Source organism: Streptomyces sp. NPDC001373 (assembly GCF_042895815.1).
Lineage (GTDB): Bacteria > Actinomycetota > Actinomycetes > Streptomycetales > Streptomycetaceae > Streptomyces.
Genome location: NZ_JBIAWQ010000001.1, coordinates 482,324 through 498,873, shown reverse-complemented (window position 1 = coordinate 498,873; position 16,550 = coordinate 482,324). Strand labels below are relative to the sequence as shown.

The window sequence follows — 16,550 nt, the reverse complement described above, 5'->3', positions numbered from 1 at the left end:
CTGCTCCAGGGCCTTTCTCGCGCCCTGGGTGAGGGGGACGGCGGCGGCTCAGACCGTGAGGACGATCTTCCCGAACAGGTCGCCGGACTCCAGGCGCTCGAAGCCCTCGCGGGCCCGGTCCAGGGGGAGAACCTCGTCGATGACCGGGCGGACGCCGGTGGTGGCGCAGAAGGCCAGGAGGTCCTCCAGCTCGTCCTTCGTCCCCATGGTCGAGCCGACCACCTTCAGCTCCAGGAAGAAGATCCGCCGCAGCTCCCCGTGCGGCGGGGTGTCCCCGCTGGTGGCACCCGAGATGACCAGGGTGCCGCCGGGGCGCAGGCACTTGACCGAGTGGGACCAGGTGGCCGCGCCCACGGTCTCGATCACCGCGTCCACGCGCTGCGGGAGCCGGGCGCCCGGGGGGAAGGCCTCCAGGGCGCCGAGCTCCACCGCGCGCTTGCGCTTGGCCTCGTCGCGGCTGGTGGCGTAGACCCGCAGGCCCGCCGCCCGGCCGAGGACGATCGCGGCGGTGGCGACCCCGCCGCCGGCGCCCTGGACGAGGACCGAGTCCCCGGGGCGGACCCCGGCGTTGGTGAAGAGCATCCGGTACGCCGTCAGCCAGGCCGTCGGCATGCAGGCGGCCTCCGCGAAGGAGAGCTCCGCGGGCTTGCTCAGCACGTTCCAGGCCGGGACGCTGACCTGCTCGGCGAAGGTCCCCTGGTAGCGCTCGGTCAGGACCGAGCGGGGCTCGTCCGGGCCGACGCCGTGGCCGCTCTGGCCGATCACGGAGTGCAGGACGACCTCGTTGCCGTCCTGGTCGGTGCCGGCCGCGTCGCAGCCGAGGATCATGGGCAGTTTGTCGGAGTCGAGCCCCACCCCGCGCAGGGACCACAGGTCGTGGTGGTTCAGCGAGGCGGCTCTGACGTTGACGGTCACCCAGCCGGGGCGGGCCTCGGGTGCCGGGCGTTCGCCCAGCACGAGGCCGTTCAGGGGCTGGTCTCGGTCGATTCGGGCGGCGTAGGCAGCGAACATGGCGCCAGAGGCTACCGGTCGGTAGGGCTCCTGACCAGGGGCGACCGGGTCCAAGCAGGCAGGAACGGAAGCGGAGGGAGTTCTCTCAACTACCGTCTGTGCCATGTGATTTGTGGGCTCCATAAGGCTAAACGGAAGAGATCGACTGTCTCCGGATGGGGGTAATATTCAGGCCATGCGGTGGCTCGCCATGATCGTGTCGAGCGCCCCGCACACTCCTGCCGCGTTCCCGGGGCGCCCTTCGCGCGCTCTTTCCGCGCGCCCGGTCGTGCCTGGTCGTGCCTGGTCGAGCCGGTGAGGAGGCCCACGGCGGGCCGCGGCGAAGGACCCGGCGTCCCCTCCCCGTTCGGGGGCGGGGAGGGTGCGTTCCCCTGCGCGGCGGCCTTCCGTACACGAAGAGGCCCGGCCGGATCGCTCCGGCCGGGCCTCTTCGTGTACCGCCCCGCGGGGCTGGGGCCTGCGCTCAGACGAGGCGGGCCACCCCGTCGGCCTTCGCCGCCGCGGCGACCGCGGCCGTGACGGCCTCGGCGACGCGCTCGTCGAACGGTGAGGGGATCACGTAGTCGGCGGCGAGCTCGTCACCCACGACACCGGCGATGGCGTCGGCGGCGGCGATCTTCATGCCCTCGGTGATCCGGGTCGCGCGGACCTTCAGGGCGCCCGCGAAGATGCCCGGGAAGGCCAGCACGTTGTTGATCTGGTTCGGGAAGTCCGAACGGCCCGTGGCCACGACCGCCGCGTACTTGTGCGCGATGTCGGGGTGGACCTCCGGGTTCGGGTTGGCCATGGCGAAGACGAAGGAGTTCCGGGCCATCGAGGCCACGGCCTCCTCGCCCACCGTGCCGCCGGAGACGCCGATGAAGACGTCGGCGCCCGCGAGGGCCTCCTCCAGCGTGCCGCTGCGGCCCGTCCTGTTGGTCAGGCCCGCGATCTCCGCCTTGACGTCCGTCAGGTCGGTGCGGTCCGCCGAGACGACGCCCTTGCGGTCGGTGACGCACACGTCGCCGATGCCCGCGTCCACGAGGATCTTGGCGATGGCGATGCCCGCCGCGCCGGCGCCCGCGATCACGGCGCGCAGGTCGCCGAGGGTGCGGCCGGTCAGCTTGGCCGCGTTGCGCAGGGCGGCCAGCGTCACGATGGCCGTGCCGTGCTGGTCGTCGTGGAAGACCGGGATGTCCAGGGCCTCCTGGAGGCGCCGCTCGATCTCGAAGCAGCGCGGGGCGGAGATGTCCTCCAGGTTCACCCCGCCGAAGGACGGCGCCAGACGGATGACCGTCTCGACGATCTCGTCCGTGTCCTTGGTCGCGAGCGCGATCGGCACCGCGTCCACGCCGCCGAACTGCTTGAACAGGATCGCCTTGCCCTCCATGACGGGGAGGGAGGCCTCGGGACCGATGTCACCGAGTCCGAGCACGGCCGTACCGTCGGTGACGACGGCGACCACGTTGGACTTCCAGGTGTACTCGTTCACGAGCTCGGGCTGCTCGGCGATGGCGGTGCACACCTTCGCCACGCCGGGCGTGTAGGCCAGGGACAGGTCATCCTTGTCCTTGACGGGCACGGTGGCCTGGATGGCCATCTTGCCGCCCCGGTGCAGCGCGAACACCGCATCGGGGTTGTTGTCCGTCGCACTGTCACTGCGAGGGTTGACGATCTCCGCTGCCACTTCGTGTGACCCCTTAAGTCCTTTGATCATTGAGGGTGGCCACTCCTGGTTAAGGGGTGGGCGGGCACCGCGTTCGTACTCCGCATCGACGGTTGGCCCGTCTCCGCGGAGGGGAGGTTCGTACGCGCGGGCGCGCCGCACGCGCGCCCTGAGCCCCGGATGAGGGGTGTAAGGATCTGTTCTACCCGAAGAGCACACGCCCAGACGAGTCGATTCCGGACCGATCGTAGGGTCCTTGTCCCGGTTTTGGCCAAAAGTCCAAAGGTCTGTGTCCAACACCTGAGACGCACCGCAAATAGTGAGGTGAAAACGCCAGGTCACGGCGGTTTGTGCGGCTCCGAGGGGCCTTGCCCGCAGTCCTGTTGGGTAGTCGGGGGCGCCCGTTATCTGATTTTGACCTCACGGGCACCCTGAATGCGCCAGTCCGAATGGCAAGATGCCGTAATCACACAGGGACGCGGCACTCGATGGTGCGTGCTCGACCTGTTCTCGGATGCTTTTCCACCCCCGTCGGAGGAACCAGCTCATGACCGCAAGCACCACCCGTCGTACGACCGCCGCCCGGTCCCGGATCGCCGCGGTCGGCGCGATCGCGGTCGCCGGCGCCCTGATCCTCACCGGCTGTGGCGACCAGACCGACAAGGCTTCCTCCGGCACGGGCAAGGCGGACAGCAGCGCCCCGCTGTTCTCCAAGCTGCCTAAGAAGATCCAGGACGCCGGTGTCATCAAGGTCGGCTCGGACACCGCCTACGCCCCGATGGAGTACGTCGACAACGGCAAGATCGTCGGCGTGGACCCGGACCTCGCCGAGGCGCTCGGCAAGCAGCTCGGCGTGAAGTTCGTCTTCACCTCCGGCACCTTCGACGGCCTGATCACCTCGCTGGAGACCGGCCGCCAGGACGTCGCGATCTCCTCGATCACGGACAACAAGAAGCGCCAGGAAGGCCTCGACGACAAGGGCCAGAAGATCGGCAAGGGCGTCGACTTCGTCGACTACATGTCCTCCGGCGTCTCGCTCCTGGTCAAGAAGGGCAACCCGGACAACATCAAGTCCCTCGACGACCTCTGCGGCAAGACGGTCGCCGTCCAGCGCGGCACCATCTACGAGGACACCTTCAAGGCCCAGGCCGACAAGTGCGGCGCCGACAAGAAGCTCACCATCGAGGCCTTCGACACCGACGCCGAGGCCCAGACCCGCGTCAAGGCCGGCGGCGCCGTGGCCGACCTGAACGACTACCCGGTCACCGCCTACATCGCCAAGACCTCCGGCGGCGGCAACGACTTCGAGGTCGGCGGCGCGCAGTCCGACGTCGGTCTCTTCGGCATCGCGGTCTCCAAGGACAACACCCAGCTCCGGGACGCCCTGAAGGACGCCCTCGACGCCACCATCAAGGACGGCTCCTACGCCAAGGTCCTCGAGAAGTGGAACGTGAAGGAAAGCGCCGTGCAGTCCGCCACGGTCAACGCTGGAAAGTAATACCGAGCGCTCCACTGAAGGGCAGTCATTGTGACTGACAAGATCGACAAGGGTTCGGCCGCGACTCCGCCGGCCGGGCCCGGGGCCTCGGGCACCACCCCCTACGAGGCCATCAAGGCAATCCCCGTACGGCACTACGGCCGCTGGATCAGCGCTGTGGTCGTCGCCGTGCTCCTCGGATGGCTTCTCTACGCCTTCTCCCAGGGCAAGATCATGTGGGCGACGGTCGGCGACAAGCTGTTCGACCCCTCGGTCCTCAGCGGCCTCGGCAACACCGTCATCATCAGCGTCTCGTCCATGGCGCTGGGCCTCGTGCTCGGCATCCTGTTCGCGGTGATGCGGCTGTCGAAGAACCCGGTCACGAGCTTCGTGTCCTGGATCTACATCTGGTTCTTCCGCGGCACCCCGGTCTACGTGCAGCTGCTGGTGTGGTTCAACCTGTCGCTGATCTTCCAGTACATCAACCTGGGGCCGATCTACAAGAACGAGACCGTCGACGTCCTGACGCCGTTCATGGTCGCCCTGCTGGGCCTCGGCCTGAACGAGGGCGCCTACATGGCGGAGATCGTCCGCTCTGGCATCCAGTCCGTCGACGAGGGCCAGACCGAGGCCTCGCACGCGCTCGGCATGACCCAGATGCAGACCATGCGCCGCGTCGTTCTCCCGCAGGCGATGCGCGTGATCATCCCGCCGACCGGCAACGAGTTCATCAACATGCTGAAGACCTCCTCCCTGGTCTCGGCGGTGCAGTACCCCGAACTCCTGCGGGCCAGCTCCAACATCGGCACCACGGCGGGCGCCATCATGGAGATGCTCTTCGTGGCGTCCATCTGGTACCTGACCCTGACCAGCATCTTCAGCGTCGGCCAGTACTACCTGGAGCGCCGCTACGCCCGCGGCTCGCTGCGCACCCTGCCCCCCACCCCGTTCGAGCGGCTCAAGGCCAACCTGAACATGTTCCGCCGTACGGAGGTGGCGAAGTGACCGCCCAGCCGATGGTCAAGGCCGAAGGCGTCCACAAGTCGTACGGCGCCGCCCACATCCTGCGGGGCATCGACCTGGAAGTCGCCCCCCGCGAGGTCTTCTGCCTGGTCGGCCCGTCCGGCTCCGGCAAGTCCACCTTCCTGCGGTGCATCAACCACCTGGAGCGCATCAACGCCGGCCGGCTCTCGGTCGACGGCCAGCTGGTGGGGTACAAGCAGAAGGGCGACAAGCTCTACGAGCTGAAGGACAGCGAGGTCGCCGCACAGCGCCGCGACATCGGCATGGTCTTCCAGCGCTTCAACCTCTTCCCGCACATGACGGCCATAGAGAACGTCATGGAAGCGCCCGTCATGGTCAAGGGCGAGAGCAAGGCGACGGCGCGCGAGCGCGCCGTCAAGCTCCTGGACCGCGTGGGCCTCGGGGACAAGGGCGGGAACTACCCGACGCAGCTCTCCGGCGGCCAGCAGCAGCGCGTGGCGATCGCCCGCGCGCTGGCCATGGAGCCGAAGCTGATGCTCTTCGACGAGCCCACCTCGGCCCTCGACCCGGAGCTGGTCGGCGACGTCCTCGACGTCATGCGCGACCTGGCCGAGTCGGGCATGACCATGATCGTGGTGACCCACGAGATGGGCTTCGCCCGCGAGGTCGGCGACAACCTCGTCTTCATGGACGGCGGCGTCGTGGTCGAGTCCGGCCACCCGCGCGAGGTGCTCGGCAATCCGCAGCACGATCGCACGAAGGCGTTCCTCTCCAAGGTGCTCTAGCGCTCCGGGCCCCGAAGGGGTGCGGAGAAGGGGCGGTACGGGTCTGCCGTACCGCCCCTTCGCGCTGCCGCCGGGGAAGTTCCTACTTCAGTCCCAGGACCAGCGCGTCCGAGGGGGAGCGCCAGACCGTGCGGGCCTCGGCGAAGCCGGCCTCGCGCAGGGCGCGGGCGTGCCAGGCCTCGTCGGGGGTGTCCCCGTCGGCGTGCTCCCCGTAGAGGGCGAAGCGGGGCTGCACGGACTCGGACAGGACCGGGTCGGAGGCGGCCAGGGCCCACCACTCGCGCCAGTCCAGCGCCCCGGCCGCCCGTGCCCGGTCCATCCCGGCGTGCCGGTGGGCGCGCTCGGCGGCGTCGATGCGCGGGGTGGAGGCGCCGGGCATGCGGTCGGCGTTCATGAAGACCCCGCCGGGGCGGACCAGCGGCGCGATCCGGCGGTAGAGGGCCGCCAGGTCGTCGCTGTGCAGCCAGTGCAGGGCGGTCGCGGTCAGGACGGCGTCGTACGCGTCGTACGGCAGCGCGGCGGGCCAGCCGGGGTCCTTGAGGTCGGCCGTGACGAAGGCGGCCCGGTCGTCGCCGGCGAAGTGGCCGCGGGCGATGGCCAGCAGCGCGGGGTCGAGATCCAGCCCCGTGGCGACCGCCTCCGGGAACCGTTTCAGGAGGCGGTCCGTGATACTTCCCGTACCGCACGCGAGGTCCAGCACCCGGGGCGCGGGGCCGGTCAGCGCCTCGACCATGTCCAGCATCACCCGGAACCGCTCCTCGCGGTCGGGCATGTACCACTCCTGCTGGCGGTCCCAGCTGTCCTGCCAGGCCTGCCAGTCCGTACCGAACGAGCCAGTCGCCGCATCCGTCACCCCGAACCCCTCCGTACGTAATACCCTCGAAGCGAGAGCAGCCGTTACCGGCGCCCGCACCGACCCTAACCCGCAGCTGTAAGGACTACAAGTGGAACTGGCCCATTACTCGGACTATGCCGTGCGCCTGGTCAACACCGAGGAGCCGGCCCGCAACAAGGACGCCCTCACTTCGGCGGACGACGTCCGTGCCCTCTTCGGCGCCAGCGTGCAGATGGCCCGCCGGGTCACCGACACCGACGTCACCCGCTTCCGCAACGTCCGCGGCAGGCTGCGCGCCGTCTTCGAGGCCGCCGACAGCGGCGACCACGTCCTCGCGGTGGACCTCCTCAACTCCCTGCTCATGGAGTTCCCCGTCAGCCCCCAGGTCTCCGGCCACGAGCTCGTCGGCCCCGACGGCCGCCCCGACTGGCACATCCACCTCGCCGACCACCCGTCCAACGCCTCCGCCGGCTACGCCGCGATCGCCTCCTTCGGGCTGGCCTTCCACCTCACCGAGCACGGCCCCGACCGGCTCGGCCTCTGCCAGGCCCCGCCCTGCCGCAACGCCTACCTCGACACCTCCACCAACCGCTCCCGGCGCTACTGCTCCGACCGCTGCGCCACCCGCGCCAACGTCGCCGCCTACCGCGCCCGCAAGCGCCTGGAGGCCGAGGAGTCCGCGCGCAGCGGCCGGACCGCCGAGAGCGCCCAGGACAGCCGGGCCCTCAGCGAACTCTGATGGGCCCCGCGGGGCCGCAGCCGCAGCACGGCCGTCGCCAGCACGAGCTCGTCGGGGACGGCCCCGTAGTCGGTGCTGTCCCCCGTCTCGTTGAACGGGTTGTCGCCGAGCATCCACCAGCCGCCCGGCCGGCGCTCGGCGGCCCGCTTCACCACCAGCAGGTCCTGCTGGAGCGGATGCCGGAACACCACCACGTCACCCGGCCGGACCAGCGCCCCGTACCGGACCACCATCCGGTCCCCGTGCAGCAGCGTCGGCACCATCGACGGTCCCGACACCTCCGTGATCCCGATGCGCACCCGCGCCCGCCCGCTCTCCGCCATCTCCGGCCTCCTCGTCCTTGCCCCGCATGCTGCCGCACGGCCCCGTAGGTTCGCTCACCACTCCTCGGCCGAGGCTGGACTTTTGTCCTAAGCCCATGGGGGCGCCCGCGATTTCCGTCTTCTCAGCGAGTAATCTCCACCCTTGAGAAGACGATCACGAGGAGGACCCACTCCATGCTTTCCCGCTTCTTCGCCCCCAAGGTGAAGGTCTCCGCCCACTGCGACCTGCCCTGCGGCGTGTACGACCCGGCCCAGGCCCGCATCGAGGCCGAGTCCGTCAAGGCCGTCCAGGAGAAGTACCAGGCCAACGAGGACGCGGACTTCCGCGCGCGCGCCATCACCATCAAGGAGCAGCGCGCCGAGCTCGCGAAGCACCACGTGTCGGTGCTCTGGAGCGACTACTTCAAGCCCCCGCACTTCGAGAAGTACCCGCAGCTGCACACGCTGGTCAACGACACCCTGAAGGCCCTCTCGGCCGCCAAGGCGTCGAACGACCCGGCGACCGGCGCCAAGGCCCTCGAGCTCATCGCCGAGATCGACCGCATCTTCTGGGAGACGAAGGCCGCCTGATCCAGGCCTTCCCCCGGCGGAACCACCGAGGGGCCCGACCGCACGGCGGTCGGGCCCCTCGGTCGTCCGCCCCGGACGGCGCGGGCGCTGGTCGCCGCGCGCCCCGGGGACCGCCCTCCGGACTACTCGTCCTCGTCCTCGTCGTCGTCCAGCCGCGCCAGCCAGGTGGCCAGGCGTTCGACCGGAACCTCGAAGTCGGGGTTGAGGTCCACGAAGGTGCGCAGCTGCTCGGCGAGCCACTCGAAGGTGACCTCCTCCTCGCCGCGCCGCTTCTCCAGCTCCTCGATGCCGCGATCGGTGAAGTACAAGTCGGGCTCCGTGCCGTGTCGGGATGGGGTGTTTCCCGCCAGGATAAGCCGGGTCCCCGGCGACACCTCCCGATGTGCGGCCCCCGGCGCTAGCGTGGACGCACCCGCTGGGACGTGCGGGAGAAGGGGGTCACGGGATGCCGGACGGGCGCACGGCCGGATCCGCGCGCGCCTTCGAGCTCCTGGAGCCCCTGGTCCGGGCCGCGACGGTACGCGTCCACGCCGCCCCGGGCGGGTATGACAGCGCTGGAACCGGACCCACCTGGGGGAGCGGCTTCTTCATCGCCCCCGGCTGGGTCCTCACGTGCGCGCACGTCGTCGGTGAAGGGGGTGCCGGGGTGCGTCTGGCGGGGCGTGAGGTCGGCATCAGCTTCTTCCCCGGAGGAGACACCACCACCACCGGGACGGTCACCGGGCGGGTGGAGTGCGTCCTGCCCGAGCGGCTGGAAGAGCGCCGGCCCGGGCGGCGGGCCCTGTGGGACCTCCCGGACCTCGCGCTGGTCCGCGTCCTCGCACCCGTCACCCACACCTGCGTCTGGCTCACCGACCGGGCCCGGCCCCGGCTCGACGAGGCCGCCTACTTCGGCTGCACCGAGGAGCTCGGCATCCGCGAGATCACCGGCCGCACCACCCGGCTGCGCGGCCTCGCCGGCAACGGGGCCGCCATCCGCCTCGGCGACGACGACGAGATCGAGGCCGGGATGTCCGGCGGCCCCGTCGTCGACCTGGCCCGCGGGGAGGTCGTCGGCGTGGTCAAGGCCCGGCGGCACACGGGCGGCGGCGGGCTCGCCGTGTCCGTGGCGCAGCTGCGCACCCTGCCGATGCCCGCGACCGGCCGGACCGGGCTCTACCGCCGGGTCATGCAGGCCCACGACCTCTACCACTACGACCGCCACCTCAGCGACCTCGACAACCGCCGGACCTGGACCGACGTGCACGACGTCCTGCTCCTCGGGGAGGCCGACCCGTACGGCGGCAGAGGGCGGCTCACCCCCGGCGAGCGGACCACCCTGTGCGGGCTGCTCGCCGAACTGCCTCCGCCCGGCTCCTCGGAGGCCGTACGGGAGCTCGCCGAGCAGGCGCGCGGCGAGGAACCCGACAGCACCCTGCCCGCCCCGCTCAGCTGGCGCGACGGCCTCGGGCTGCTGCATGATCCGCCCGGCGCCGGCGGCGAGGCCGCTGCGGTGCTCCGCTACGCGACCGGCGTCAGCGTCGCCGACCACCGCGAGCCGCCCGCGCCCGGCGCCGACGAGGAGCTGTGGGACTGGGTGCGGACCACCGCCGAACGGCTGTGGCGGCCGCTGCGCCGGGAGCTCGCCGAGCGGCACGAACGGGGCCTGGACGAGCGGGAGCGCCGCCGGCGCCAGGCCGCCGGGCAGGCGGCGCTGGGCCGCGCGCGCCTGCCGGCGGGCCTGCCGGCCGGGCCGTCCGTGCTGCTGGAGGCATGGGCGCACGGCTGGGAGGACGTCTACGACTGGCGGGTGTCGGTCCTGGTGGGCCCCGCCCGCCCCGGCCGCGTCACCCCGGTCGCCGCCGGGGTACGGGCCACCCTGGCGGGACTGCCCGAGGCGCTGCGGGCCCCGCTCGCCGAGGGGTTCCGCCGCTGCGACACGCACGAGGCGGCGGCGCTGCTCGAAGTGGCGGTCGCACCCGAGCTGTTCGGGCTCGCGGTCGACGAGTGGGCCGTCTCGGGCGGGGTCCCGGTGGGGGTGCAGCGGCCGGTGGTGTTCCGCCACCCGGACGGCACCGGGAGCCCCGCCGCCGACGCGCGCTGGGCCCGGGTGCAGGCGGGACCCCTGCTGGACCAGCGCGCCGACTGCGCGCGGGGCCGCCCCCGCAGCCCCTCGCCGGGCTGGCTGGAGGGGCTGGCCGACGCCACCGTGCCGGTGCTCTGCCGGGACCCGGCCGCCGAACCGACGCTGGGCGCGCTGCACTCCGCACGGGACGCGGGGTACGGGGCCGTGCTGTGCCGGCGCCCCCCGGCGGACCCGGCGGCCTCGTGCGCGCCCTTCCACCGGGGGCTGCGGGAGGAGCTCGCCGAGGCGGGCCGGGGCGCGGTGCTCCCGCAGCGCCTCCAGGCCCTGCGCCGCAGGGCCCACGGAGCGGACCCCGACGCGTACTGGGCGGCCGGGCTGGCCCTCGTCTGGGAGGACCCGGCCCGGGCCCTGCCGGAGGACGAGCCGCTCCAGGGGGATCTGTGAGGCGGGGGCCCGGGGAAGAGCGGCTGAGGCGCGGGAGGGATCGGCAGTGAACGAGGAATGGCTCATCTACCGGGGCGTGGGCGAGCCCCACGACGGGATCGACGCCCTGCCCGACCCGCCGCCCTGGCGGGACTTCGACGGCGGGCCCGTCGCCGAGCCCGGAGCGGCCGCCGCGGCCGCCGACGGGAACGTCGCCCGTCGGCTGGGAGCCCACCGGCAGGCCGCCGAACTGCACCGGCCCGAGCCGGAGGAGCTGGAGGCCATCAACGCCGCGCTCTACCTGCGCAGGCCGCTGCTGGTGACCGGCTACCCCGGCACCGGCAAGTCCACCCTCGCGCACGCCGTCGCGCACGAGCTGAAGCTCGGCCGCGTGCTGCGCTGGCCCGTGGTGTCGCGGACCGTGCTCCAGGAGGGCCTCTACCGCTACGACGCCCTCGCGCGGCTCCAGGACGTACAGATCGCCGCCACCGGCGGAGGGGCGGGGGCCGCCCCCGGCATCGGGAAGTACATCCGGCTCGGCCCCCTCGGTACCGCCCTGCTGCCCACCGCGCGGCCGCGCGTCCTGCTCGTCGACGAGCTCGACAAGAGCGACATCGACCTCCCCAACGACCTGCTCAACGTGCTGGAGGAGGGCGAGTTCACCCTCCCCGAGCTCGAACGCGTCGCCGACTCCGAGCCGGAGGTGCACGTCCTCACCGACGACGGGACCAGGGCGACCGTCCGCGACGGGCGGGTCCGCTGCCGCGCCTTCCCCTTCATCATCCTGACCAGCAACGGCGAACGGGACTTCCCCGCCGCCCTGCTGCGCCGCTGCATCCAGCTCAAGCTGGCCCAGCCCGGCGAGAAGCGCCTCGCCACCATGGTCCGGGCCCACCTCGGGGACCAGGCCGCCCAGCTCGGGGCGGACCTGATCCGCGAGTTCCTCAGCCGCTCGCGCTCCGAGCTGGTCGCCGCCGACCAGCTGCTCAACGCGATCTACCTCACCCACTACGCCTCACCGCCCAGCCGGGAGGACCTCGCGGACCTGCTCATCCAGCGCCTCGACCGTCCGAGGTGAGGGCCGGTGCCCCGAGAGCACGCGGACCACGAGGCCGCGGGTCTGCGCACGCTGGCCGGGCTGCTCCGGGCCGCGGGGCTCGACCCGTCCCCCGAGGAGCTCGCCGACGCGCTGTGGCTGGCCGGGCGGACCCGGGAGGCCGCCCGCGCGGCGGCGCCCGGCGACGGCCCCGGCCGGGAGCCGCCGCCGGCCCGGACGCGGGCGAAGGCCCCGCCCGGGCGGCCCGCCGCCGGAAGCCGCCCGGAGGACGCCGGGGAGCCGCCGCCCGCCCGGGTACGGGCGGACGACGACGGGGACGAGGACCCGGTCCGGCTCTACCCCGCCGGAGCCCTGGAACCCCCCGAGGCCGAGGTCCCGGTCGCCGGGGTCCCCGTACGGGTGCCCGGGGCGGCCGCGCTGCCCCGGATACTCGACATCCAGCGGGCCCTGCGCGCCCTCCAGCGCCACCGGCCGCCCGGCCCGCCCGCCCGTACCGTCCTCGACGAGCCCGCCACCGCCGAGGCCAGCGCCCGCGCCCTCGGGCTGGTCCTGCCGGTCTTCCGGCCCGAGAGCCGGCGCGAGGCGACCGTACGGCTGGTGATGGACGCCTCCCCGTCCATGGCGGTGTGGCAGGACATGTTCGACGAACTGCGGGCGGTGTGCGAGCGGCTGGGCGCATTCCGGGACGTCCAGGTGCACTACCTGCACCGGCTCCCCGACGGCGCCGCCGCCGTCGGCCGCGGCCCCTCCCCGGCCGCCGGGGTGCGTTCCGGGGACCAGCTCCGCGACCCCACCGGACGGGCGCTGACCATGGTGGTCTCCGACTGCGCCGGCCCGGTGTGGCGGGAGGGAGAGGCGCAGCGTCTGCTGCACCGCTGGGCCGAGTGCGCCCCCTGCGTCGTGGTCCAGCCGCTGCCGCAGCGGCTGTGGGGCCGCAGCTGGCTGCCGACCGAGCGCGGGATGCTGGAGCGGGCCCCGGGCGGCGGGGCCGGCGCGGCGCGCGGCGGGCCGGGGCTGCGGTTCCGCCCGGACCGGCCCGCCCGCCCCGGGCGGCCCACCGGCGGGCTGACCGTGCCCGTGCTGCCGCCGAGCGCGAGGGCGCTGGGCGCCTGGGCCCGGCTCGTCGCCGGCCTCGGCTCCGGGCCCGTACCGGCGGAGGTGGGCCGGGTGCTGGCCCGCCATCCGGCCGCCCCCGTGCCGCTGCCCGCGACCGCCCGGCCCCCGCGCGAGCTGGTGCACCGCTTCCGCTCCTCCGCCGCGCCCGGCGCCGTACAGCTCGCCGTGTACCTGTCGGCGGCGCCGCTGACCCTGCCCGTGATGCGGCTGGTGCAGCGGACGATGCTGCCCGACTCGGAGCCGTCCGACCTCGCCGAGGTCCTGCTCAGCGGGCTGCTGCGGCGCAGCGGCGCCGCGTCCGGGCCCTGGTACGAGTTCGTACCCGGGGTGCAGGACGTGCTGCTGGGGCCGTTGGGGCGGGACGAGGCCGCGCTGGTGCTCAAGCACTGCTCGGAGTACGTCCTGGCGCATTTCGGCCGGGGCGTGCGCAACTTCCCCGCGCTCGCGGTCTCCCAGCTGACCGGCTCCCCGGCCGGAGAGCCCGCGGAGGACGGCGAGGACGGCGAGCAGGCGCCGGCGGGGCCGCTGCCGCAGGCCTTCGCGCAGGTCTCGGCCAAGGTCGTACGCCGCTACCTGCCCGGCCCCCCGGAGGAGGAACCGGAGCCTGCGCCCACCCCCGTACCGCCCGGCCGCGCCGTGTCGGTGCGGGCGGCGCGCGACCGGCTGGCCCTCGGCGACACCGACGGCGACGCGCGCCACCTGCACGACGCCGCCGCGCTGCTGCGGCGGGCCGTGGCGGTCCCGCCCGGGCCCGGGGACCCGCCGGAGGAGGCCGAGGCCCAACTGGCCGGGGTGCTGCTGCGGCTGTGGGCGGCCCAGCGGGACCCGGAGCTCCTCGACGAGGCCGAGCGGGCCGTGACCGGGCTGCGGACCCCTGCGGGGTGGGCGGCGCTGGGCCGGGTGCTGTACGAGCGGGCCCTGGCGTCGGGTCCCGACGAGGAGCGGCTGCTGGCCGCCGCCGCCCGGGAGTTCGGCGCCGCCGGGGCCGCCGCCGCGCAGGACGGGGACCTGCGGGTGGACTGCGCCGTGCGCCGGGCCCGGACCCTGATCCGGCTGGGTGAACTCCGCGCGGACGCGGGCCCGCTCCACGAGGCCCTGGCAGCCCTGGAGCCCCTGGCCGCCGACCCGGGTACCGCGCGTCCGGACGTCCTGCTGGCCCTGGGCGGGGCCCTGCTGGCCCTCCTGGCCCGCACCCCCGGCCCGGTGGAGCGCACGGCGCTGGCGGAACGCGCGGCCGCCGCCCTGGTGACGGCCCTCGCCGCGCTGGAGGCGGACCCGGTGGAGGTGGCCCCCGTCCCGGACCGCCGGCCGGACCCCGCTGCTCCCGGAGCGGTCCCCGCCCCGCACGGCCCTCCCGCCGGCGGACCGGCCGCCGCGAGCGACGGTGGCCGGGCCTCCGGCGCCCTCGGGCACCCGGCTCCCGGGGGCGGTGCGGACGGTGGCGCGGGGGCGGGCGAGGCCGGCGCCGCCCGTTCCGGTGTCGGCGTCACCCCCGGGCACGCGGCCCCCGGCCCTGGCACCGGCACCGGCAACGGCACTGACCCCGGCACGGGTCCCGGCCTTGGCCCAGGCTCCGGCCCCGGCACTGGCCCCGGGTCTGGCCTCGGCTCCGACCTCGGCTCCGGCCCCGGCACTGGCCCCGGGTCTGGCCTCGGCTCCGACCTCGGCTCCGGCCCCGGCTCCGACCTCGGCACTGGCCCCGGGTCTGGCCCCGGCTCCGACCTCGGCACTGGCCCCGGGTCTGGCCCCGGCTCCGACCTCTGCTCCGGCACCGGCCCCGGCACTGGCACCAGCATCGGCACTGGCCCCGGCACGGGCTTCGGCTCCGGCCCAGGCCCAGGCCCTGGCCCCGGCTCCGGCTCCGGCCCAGGCCCTGGCACGGGCTCCGGCCCAGGCCCAGGCCCAGGCCCAGGCCCTGGCACGGGCTCCGGCCCAGGCCCAGGCCCAGGCCCAGGCTCCGGCCCTGGCCCCGGCACGGGCTCCGGATCCGGTTCCGGCCTAGGCCCCGGGCCTGGCACCGGGCCTGGCACCGGGCCTGGCACCGGCCCCGGCACCGCCGGGTGGCCCGGGGGCGCCCCGGCCCACGAGTGCCCCGGGCCCGGGGACGGCGACGGTACCCCCGGCCGGCCCGGCTCGGGCGGGATCGCGGGGCCCGGCACGGACGACGCCGCCCTCCCCGGCGCCGACCCGGCCGCCGGGTGGGGCGCGGGCCCGTCCGCCCGTACCGGCGCCGGTACGGGCGGACGGGCCCGGACCGCCCCCGAGCGGGCGCGGCGGATCGCCCGGGTGCGCGTGGAGCTCGCCGGGGCGCTGCGGTATCTGCCCGGACGGCTGGAGGAGGCGCGGGCCCAGCTGCTGCGGGCGCTCGACGAGGGGGTCGGGGAGCCCGAACTGCGGCTCGCCGCCCTGCTGTGCCTCGCCCGCGTGCACCGGGCCCGGTACGCCCGCGACGGTGAGCCGGCGGCCCTGGAGGAGGCCGCCGAGGCGTACGGGCGGGCCCGGCGGCTGATCCCCCGCGACGGGGACGCCTACGCCGAACTGCTGCCCGAGTGGGGCGACGTGCTCCTGGAGCGGGCCCGCGCCGCCGACGGACGCCGCTTCGCCTCCACCGCCGTACGGGTGCTGCGCGAGAGCCGGTCGGCGGTGGCCCAGTCGGACCCCGGGGCCGCGTACCGGCTGCTGCGGCTGGCCTCCGGGCTGCGGCTGCGGCACACGTACGAGGGGGACCTGGTGGACCTCCGCGAGGCCGAGTACCTGCTGGAGCTGGCCGTCCGGCATGGCCGCAGCCCCCTGGAGCGGGCCCGCGCCTGGCGCGACCACGGCGACGTGCAGCAGGAGATCCACTTCCACACCCGCACCGCCGACCGGCTCGACCGGGCGGCGGACTCCTACCGCCGGGCCTGGCGCGCCGCCCTGGGGACCGGCCCGGACGACGGGCCCGGGGACACCGCCGCCGCCCTCCGGCTCGCCGCACGGGTCCAGGAACGGCGCGGCGGGGTCCTGGAACGCCTGGCCAGACCCCGCGCGGCCCTGGACGCGTACCGGGCCGCCCTGGAGCTGTGGCAGCGCCAGGGCCTGCCCGACGGGGAGCGCGCCGAGGCCGTCCGGGCGCGGATCCACGCCCTGGAGAGCGGCGGATGAGCCGTTTCCCCCCGCCGGACCGCGGGAAAGGGCAGTGGACCACGGCATTCCACCGCATTCCACATTCCACGGTGCGACAGGGGGACGGGCAGCCCATGGTGACCGGACGTCAGGAAGTGGCCGCGCCCCCCGACCCCCGCCCCTGCGCCGGGCAGCTCCCCGACCTCTCCGGGCTCGACCTGGCCGCCCTGCGCGGCATCGCCCATCCGGTGCTCGCCGAGGTCATCGAAGGCCTCGTCGAGCGGGTCACCCATCCGGCCGAGATCCTCAACGCCTTCGACTCGGGCGTCGCCTGACCCCCGCCCCGCGGGGCCGTCGCACGGGTCCGTACCGCCCGGAGTTGACCACTTTCCGCCGTTAGCCGGGCCTGTCCGGAGGG

Annotated in this window: 14 protein-coding genes; 9 read left to right on the top strand and 5 right to left on the bottom strand. The window is 74.2% G+C overall.

The window, feature by feature from the left end; genetic code table 11:
• Nucleotides 1-48: 48 nt before the first annotated feature.
• Both ACFY15_RS02365 and ACFY15_RS02360 read right to left on the bottom strand, forming a co-directional pair.
• The gene (locus ACFY15_RS02365) at nucleotides 49-1,011 is read right to left on the bottom strand and encodes a zinc-binding dehydrogenase (protein ID WP_390685297.1); all 963 of its coding nucleotides are present in this window, start codon (nucleotides 1,009-1,011) and stop codon (nucleotides 49-51) included.
• A gap of 463 nt (nucleotides 1,012-1,474) precedes the next feature.
• Nucleotides 1,475-2,677, bottom strand: coding sequence for an NADP-dependent malic enzyme (locus ACFY15_RS02360; protein WP_390685298.1), 1,203 nt, complete (start codon nucleotides 2,675-2,677; stop codon nucleotides 1,475-1,477).
• Between the two features lie 526 nt (nucleotides 2,678-3,203).
• Between ACFY15_RS02360 and ACFY15_RS02355 the strand changes: the two genes are divergently transcribed.
• From ACFY15_RS02355 to ACFY15_RS02345, 3 genes are read left to right on the top strand one after another with little or no spacing between them, the layout of a single operon-like run.
• Nucleotides 3,204-4,154: an ABC transporter substrate-binding protein gene (locus tag ACFY15_RS02355; RefSeq protein ID WP_390685299.1), complete on the top strand. Its 951-nt coding sequence runs from the start codon at nucleotides 3,204-3,206 to the stop codon at nucleotides 4,152-4,154.
• A 30-nt stretch (nucleotides 4,155-4,184) separates the two neighbouring features.
• A complete protein-coding gene (locus tag ACFY15_RS02350; RefSeq protein ID WP_390685300.1) occupies nucleotides 4,185-5,138 on the top strand; it encodes an amino acid ABC transporter permease in 954 nt (317 codons plus the stop codon).
• A gap of 11 nt (nucleotides 5,139-5,149) precedes the next feature.
• Nucleotides 5,150-5,902, top strand: a complete 753-nt coding sequence (locus tag ACFY15_RS02345; protein WP_390685510.1) for an amino acid ABC transporter ATP-binding protein — start codon at nucleotides 5,150-5,152, stop codon at nucleotides 5,900-5,902.
• Between the two features lie 82 nt (nucleotides 5,903-5,984).
• On the opposite strand, the gene ACFY15_RS02340 is transcribed toward ACFY15_RS02345, so the two are convergent.
• On the bottom strand, nucleotides 5,985-6,755 hold the full coding sequence (locus ACFY15_RS02340; protein ID WP_390824892.1) for a class I SAM-dependent methyltransferase: 771 nt from the start codon (nucleotides 6,753-6,755) through the stop codon (nucleotides 5,985-5,987).
• Nucleotides 6,756-6,846: 91 nt separating this feature from the next.
• Between ACFY15_RS02340 and ACFY15_RS02335 the strand changes: the two genes are divergently transcribed.
• Complete coding sequence (locus tag ACFY15_RS02335) at nucleotides 6,847-7,476, top strand: CGNR zinc finger domain-containing protein (protein ID WP_390685302.1); 630 nt, start codon at nucleotides 6,847-6,849, stop codon at nucleotides 7,474-7,476.
• Here ACFY15_RS02335 and sodX read toward each other — a convergent pair.
• Nucleotides 7,380-7,799, bottom strand: a complete 420-nt coding sequence (gene sodX / locus ACFY15_RS02330) for a nickel-type superoxide dismutase maturation protease (protein ID WP_390685303.1) — start codon at nucleotides 7,797-7,799, stop codon at nucleotides 7,380-7,382. The genes ACFY15_RS02335 and sodX overlap by 97 nt on opposite strands.
• 174 nt (nucleotides 7,800-7,973) lie before the next feature.
• On the opposite strand from sodX, the gene sodN reads away from it, so the two are divergent.
• Nucleotides 7,974-8,369 carry a superoxide dismutase, Ni gene (gene sodN, locus ACFY15_RS02325; protein ID WP_007266490.1) on the top strand — a complete coding sequence of 132 codons (396 nt, stop codon included), beginning with the start codon at nucleotides 7,974-7,976 and terminating at the stop codon, nucleotides 8,367-8,369.
• 122 nt (nucleotides 8,370-8,491) lie between these two features.
• Here the strand turns inward: sodN and ACFY15_RS02320 are convergent, their stop codons facing one another.
• Entirely contained in the window at nucleotides 8,492-8,677 is a 186-nt protein-coding gene (locus ACFY15_RS02320) for a DUF6104 family protein (RefSeq protein ID WP_018102711.1), read from the bottom strand.
• A 137-nt stretch (nucleotides 8,678-8,814) separates the two neighbouring features.
• Here ACFY15_RS02320 and ACFY15_RS02315 point away from each other — a divergent pair, with 137 nt between their 5' ends.
• From ACFY15_RS02315 to fxsA, 4 genes are all read left to right on the top strand, one after another.
• Nucleotides 8,815-10,878, top strand: a complete 2,064-nt coding sequence (locus ACFY15_RS02315; RefSeq protein WP_390824891.1) for a trypsin-like peptidase domain-containing protein — start codon at nucleotides 8,815-8,817, stop codon at nucleotides 10,876-10,878.
• Nucleotides 10,879-10,924: 46 nt separating this feature from the next.
• Entirely contained in the window at nucleotides 10,925-11,935 is a 1,011-nt protein-coding gene (locus ACFY15_RS02310; RefSeq protein WP_390685306.1) for an AAA family ATPase, read from the top strand.
• 6 nt (nucleotides 11,936-11,941) lie between these two features.
• Complete coding sequence (locus ACFY15_RS02305) at nucleotides 11,942-16,171, top strand: SAV_2336 N-terminal domain-related protein (RefSeq protein ID WP_390824890.1); 4,230 nt, start codon at nucleotides 11,942-11,944, stop codon at nucleotides 16,169-16,171.
• A gap of 95 nt (nucleotides 16,172-16,266) precedes the next feature.
• Nucleotides 16,267-16,467 (top strand): FxSxx-COOH cyclophane-containing RiPP peptide, encoded by a 201-nt coding sequence (gene fxsA, locus ACFY15_RS02300; RefSeq protein WP_366452523.1) that lies wholly within the window; start codon nucleotides 16,267-16,269, stop codon nucleotides 16,465-16,467.
• Nucleotides 16,468-16,550 lie beyond the last annotated feature (83 nt).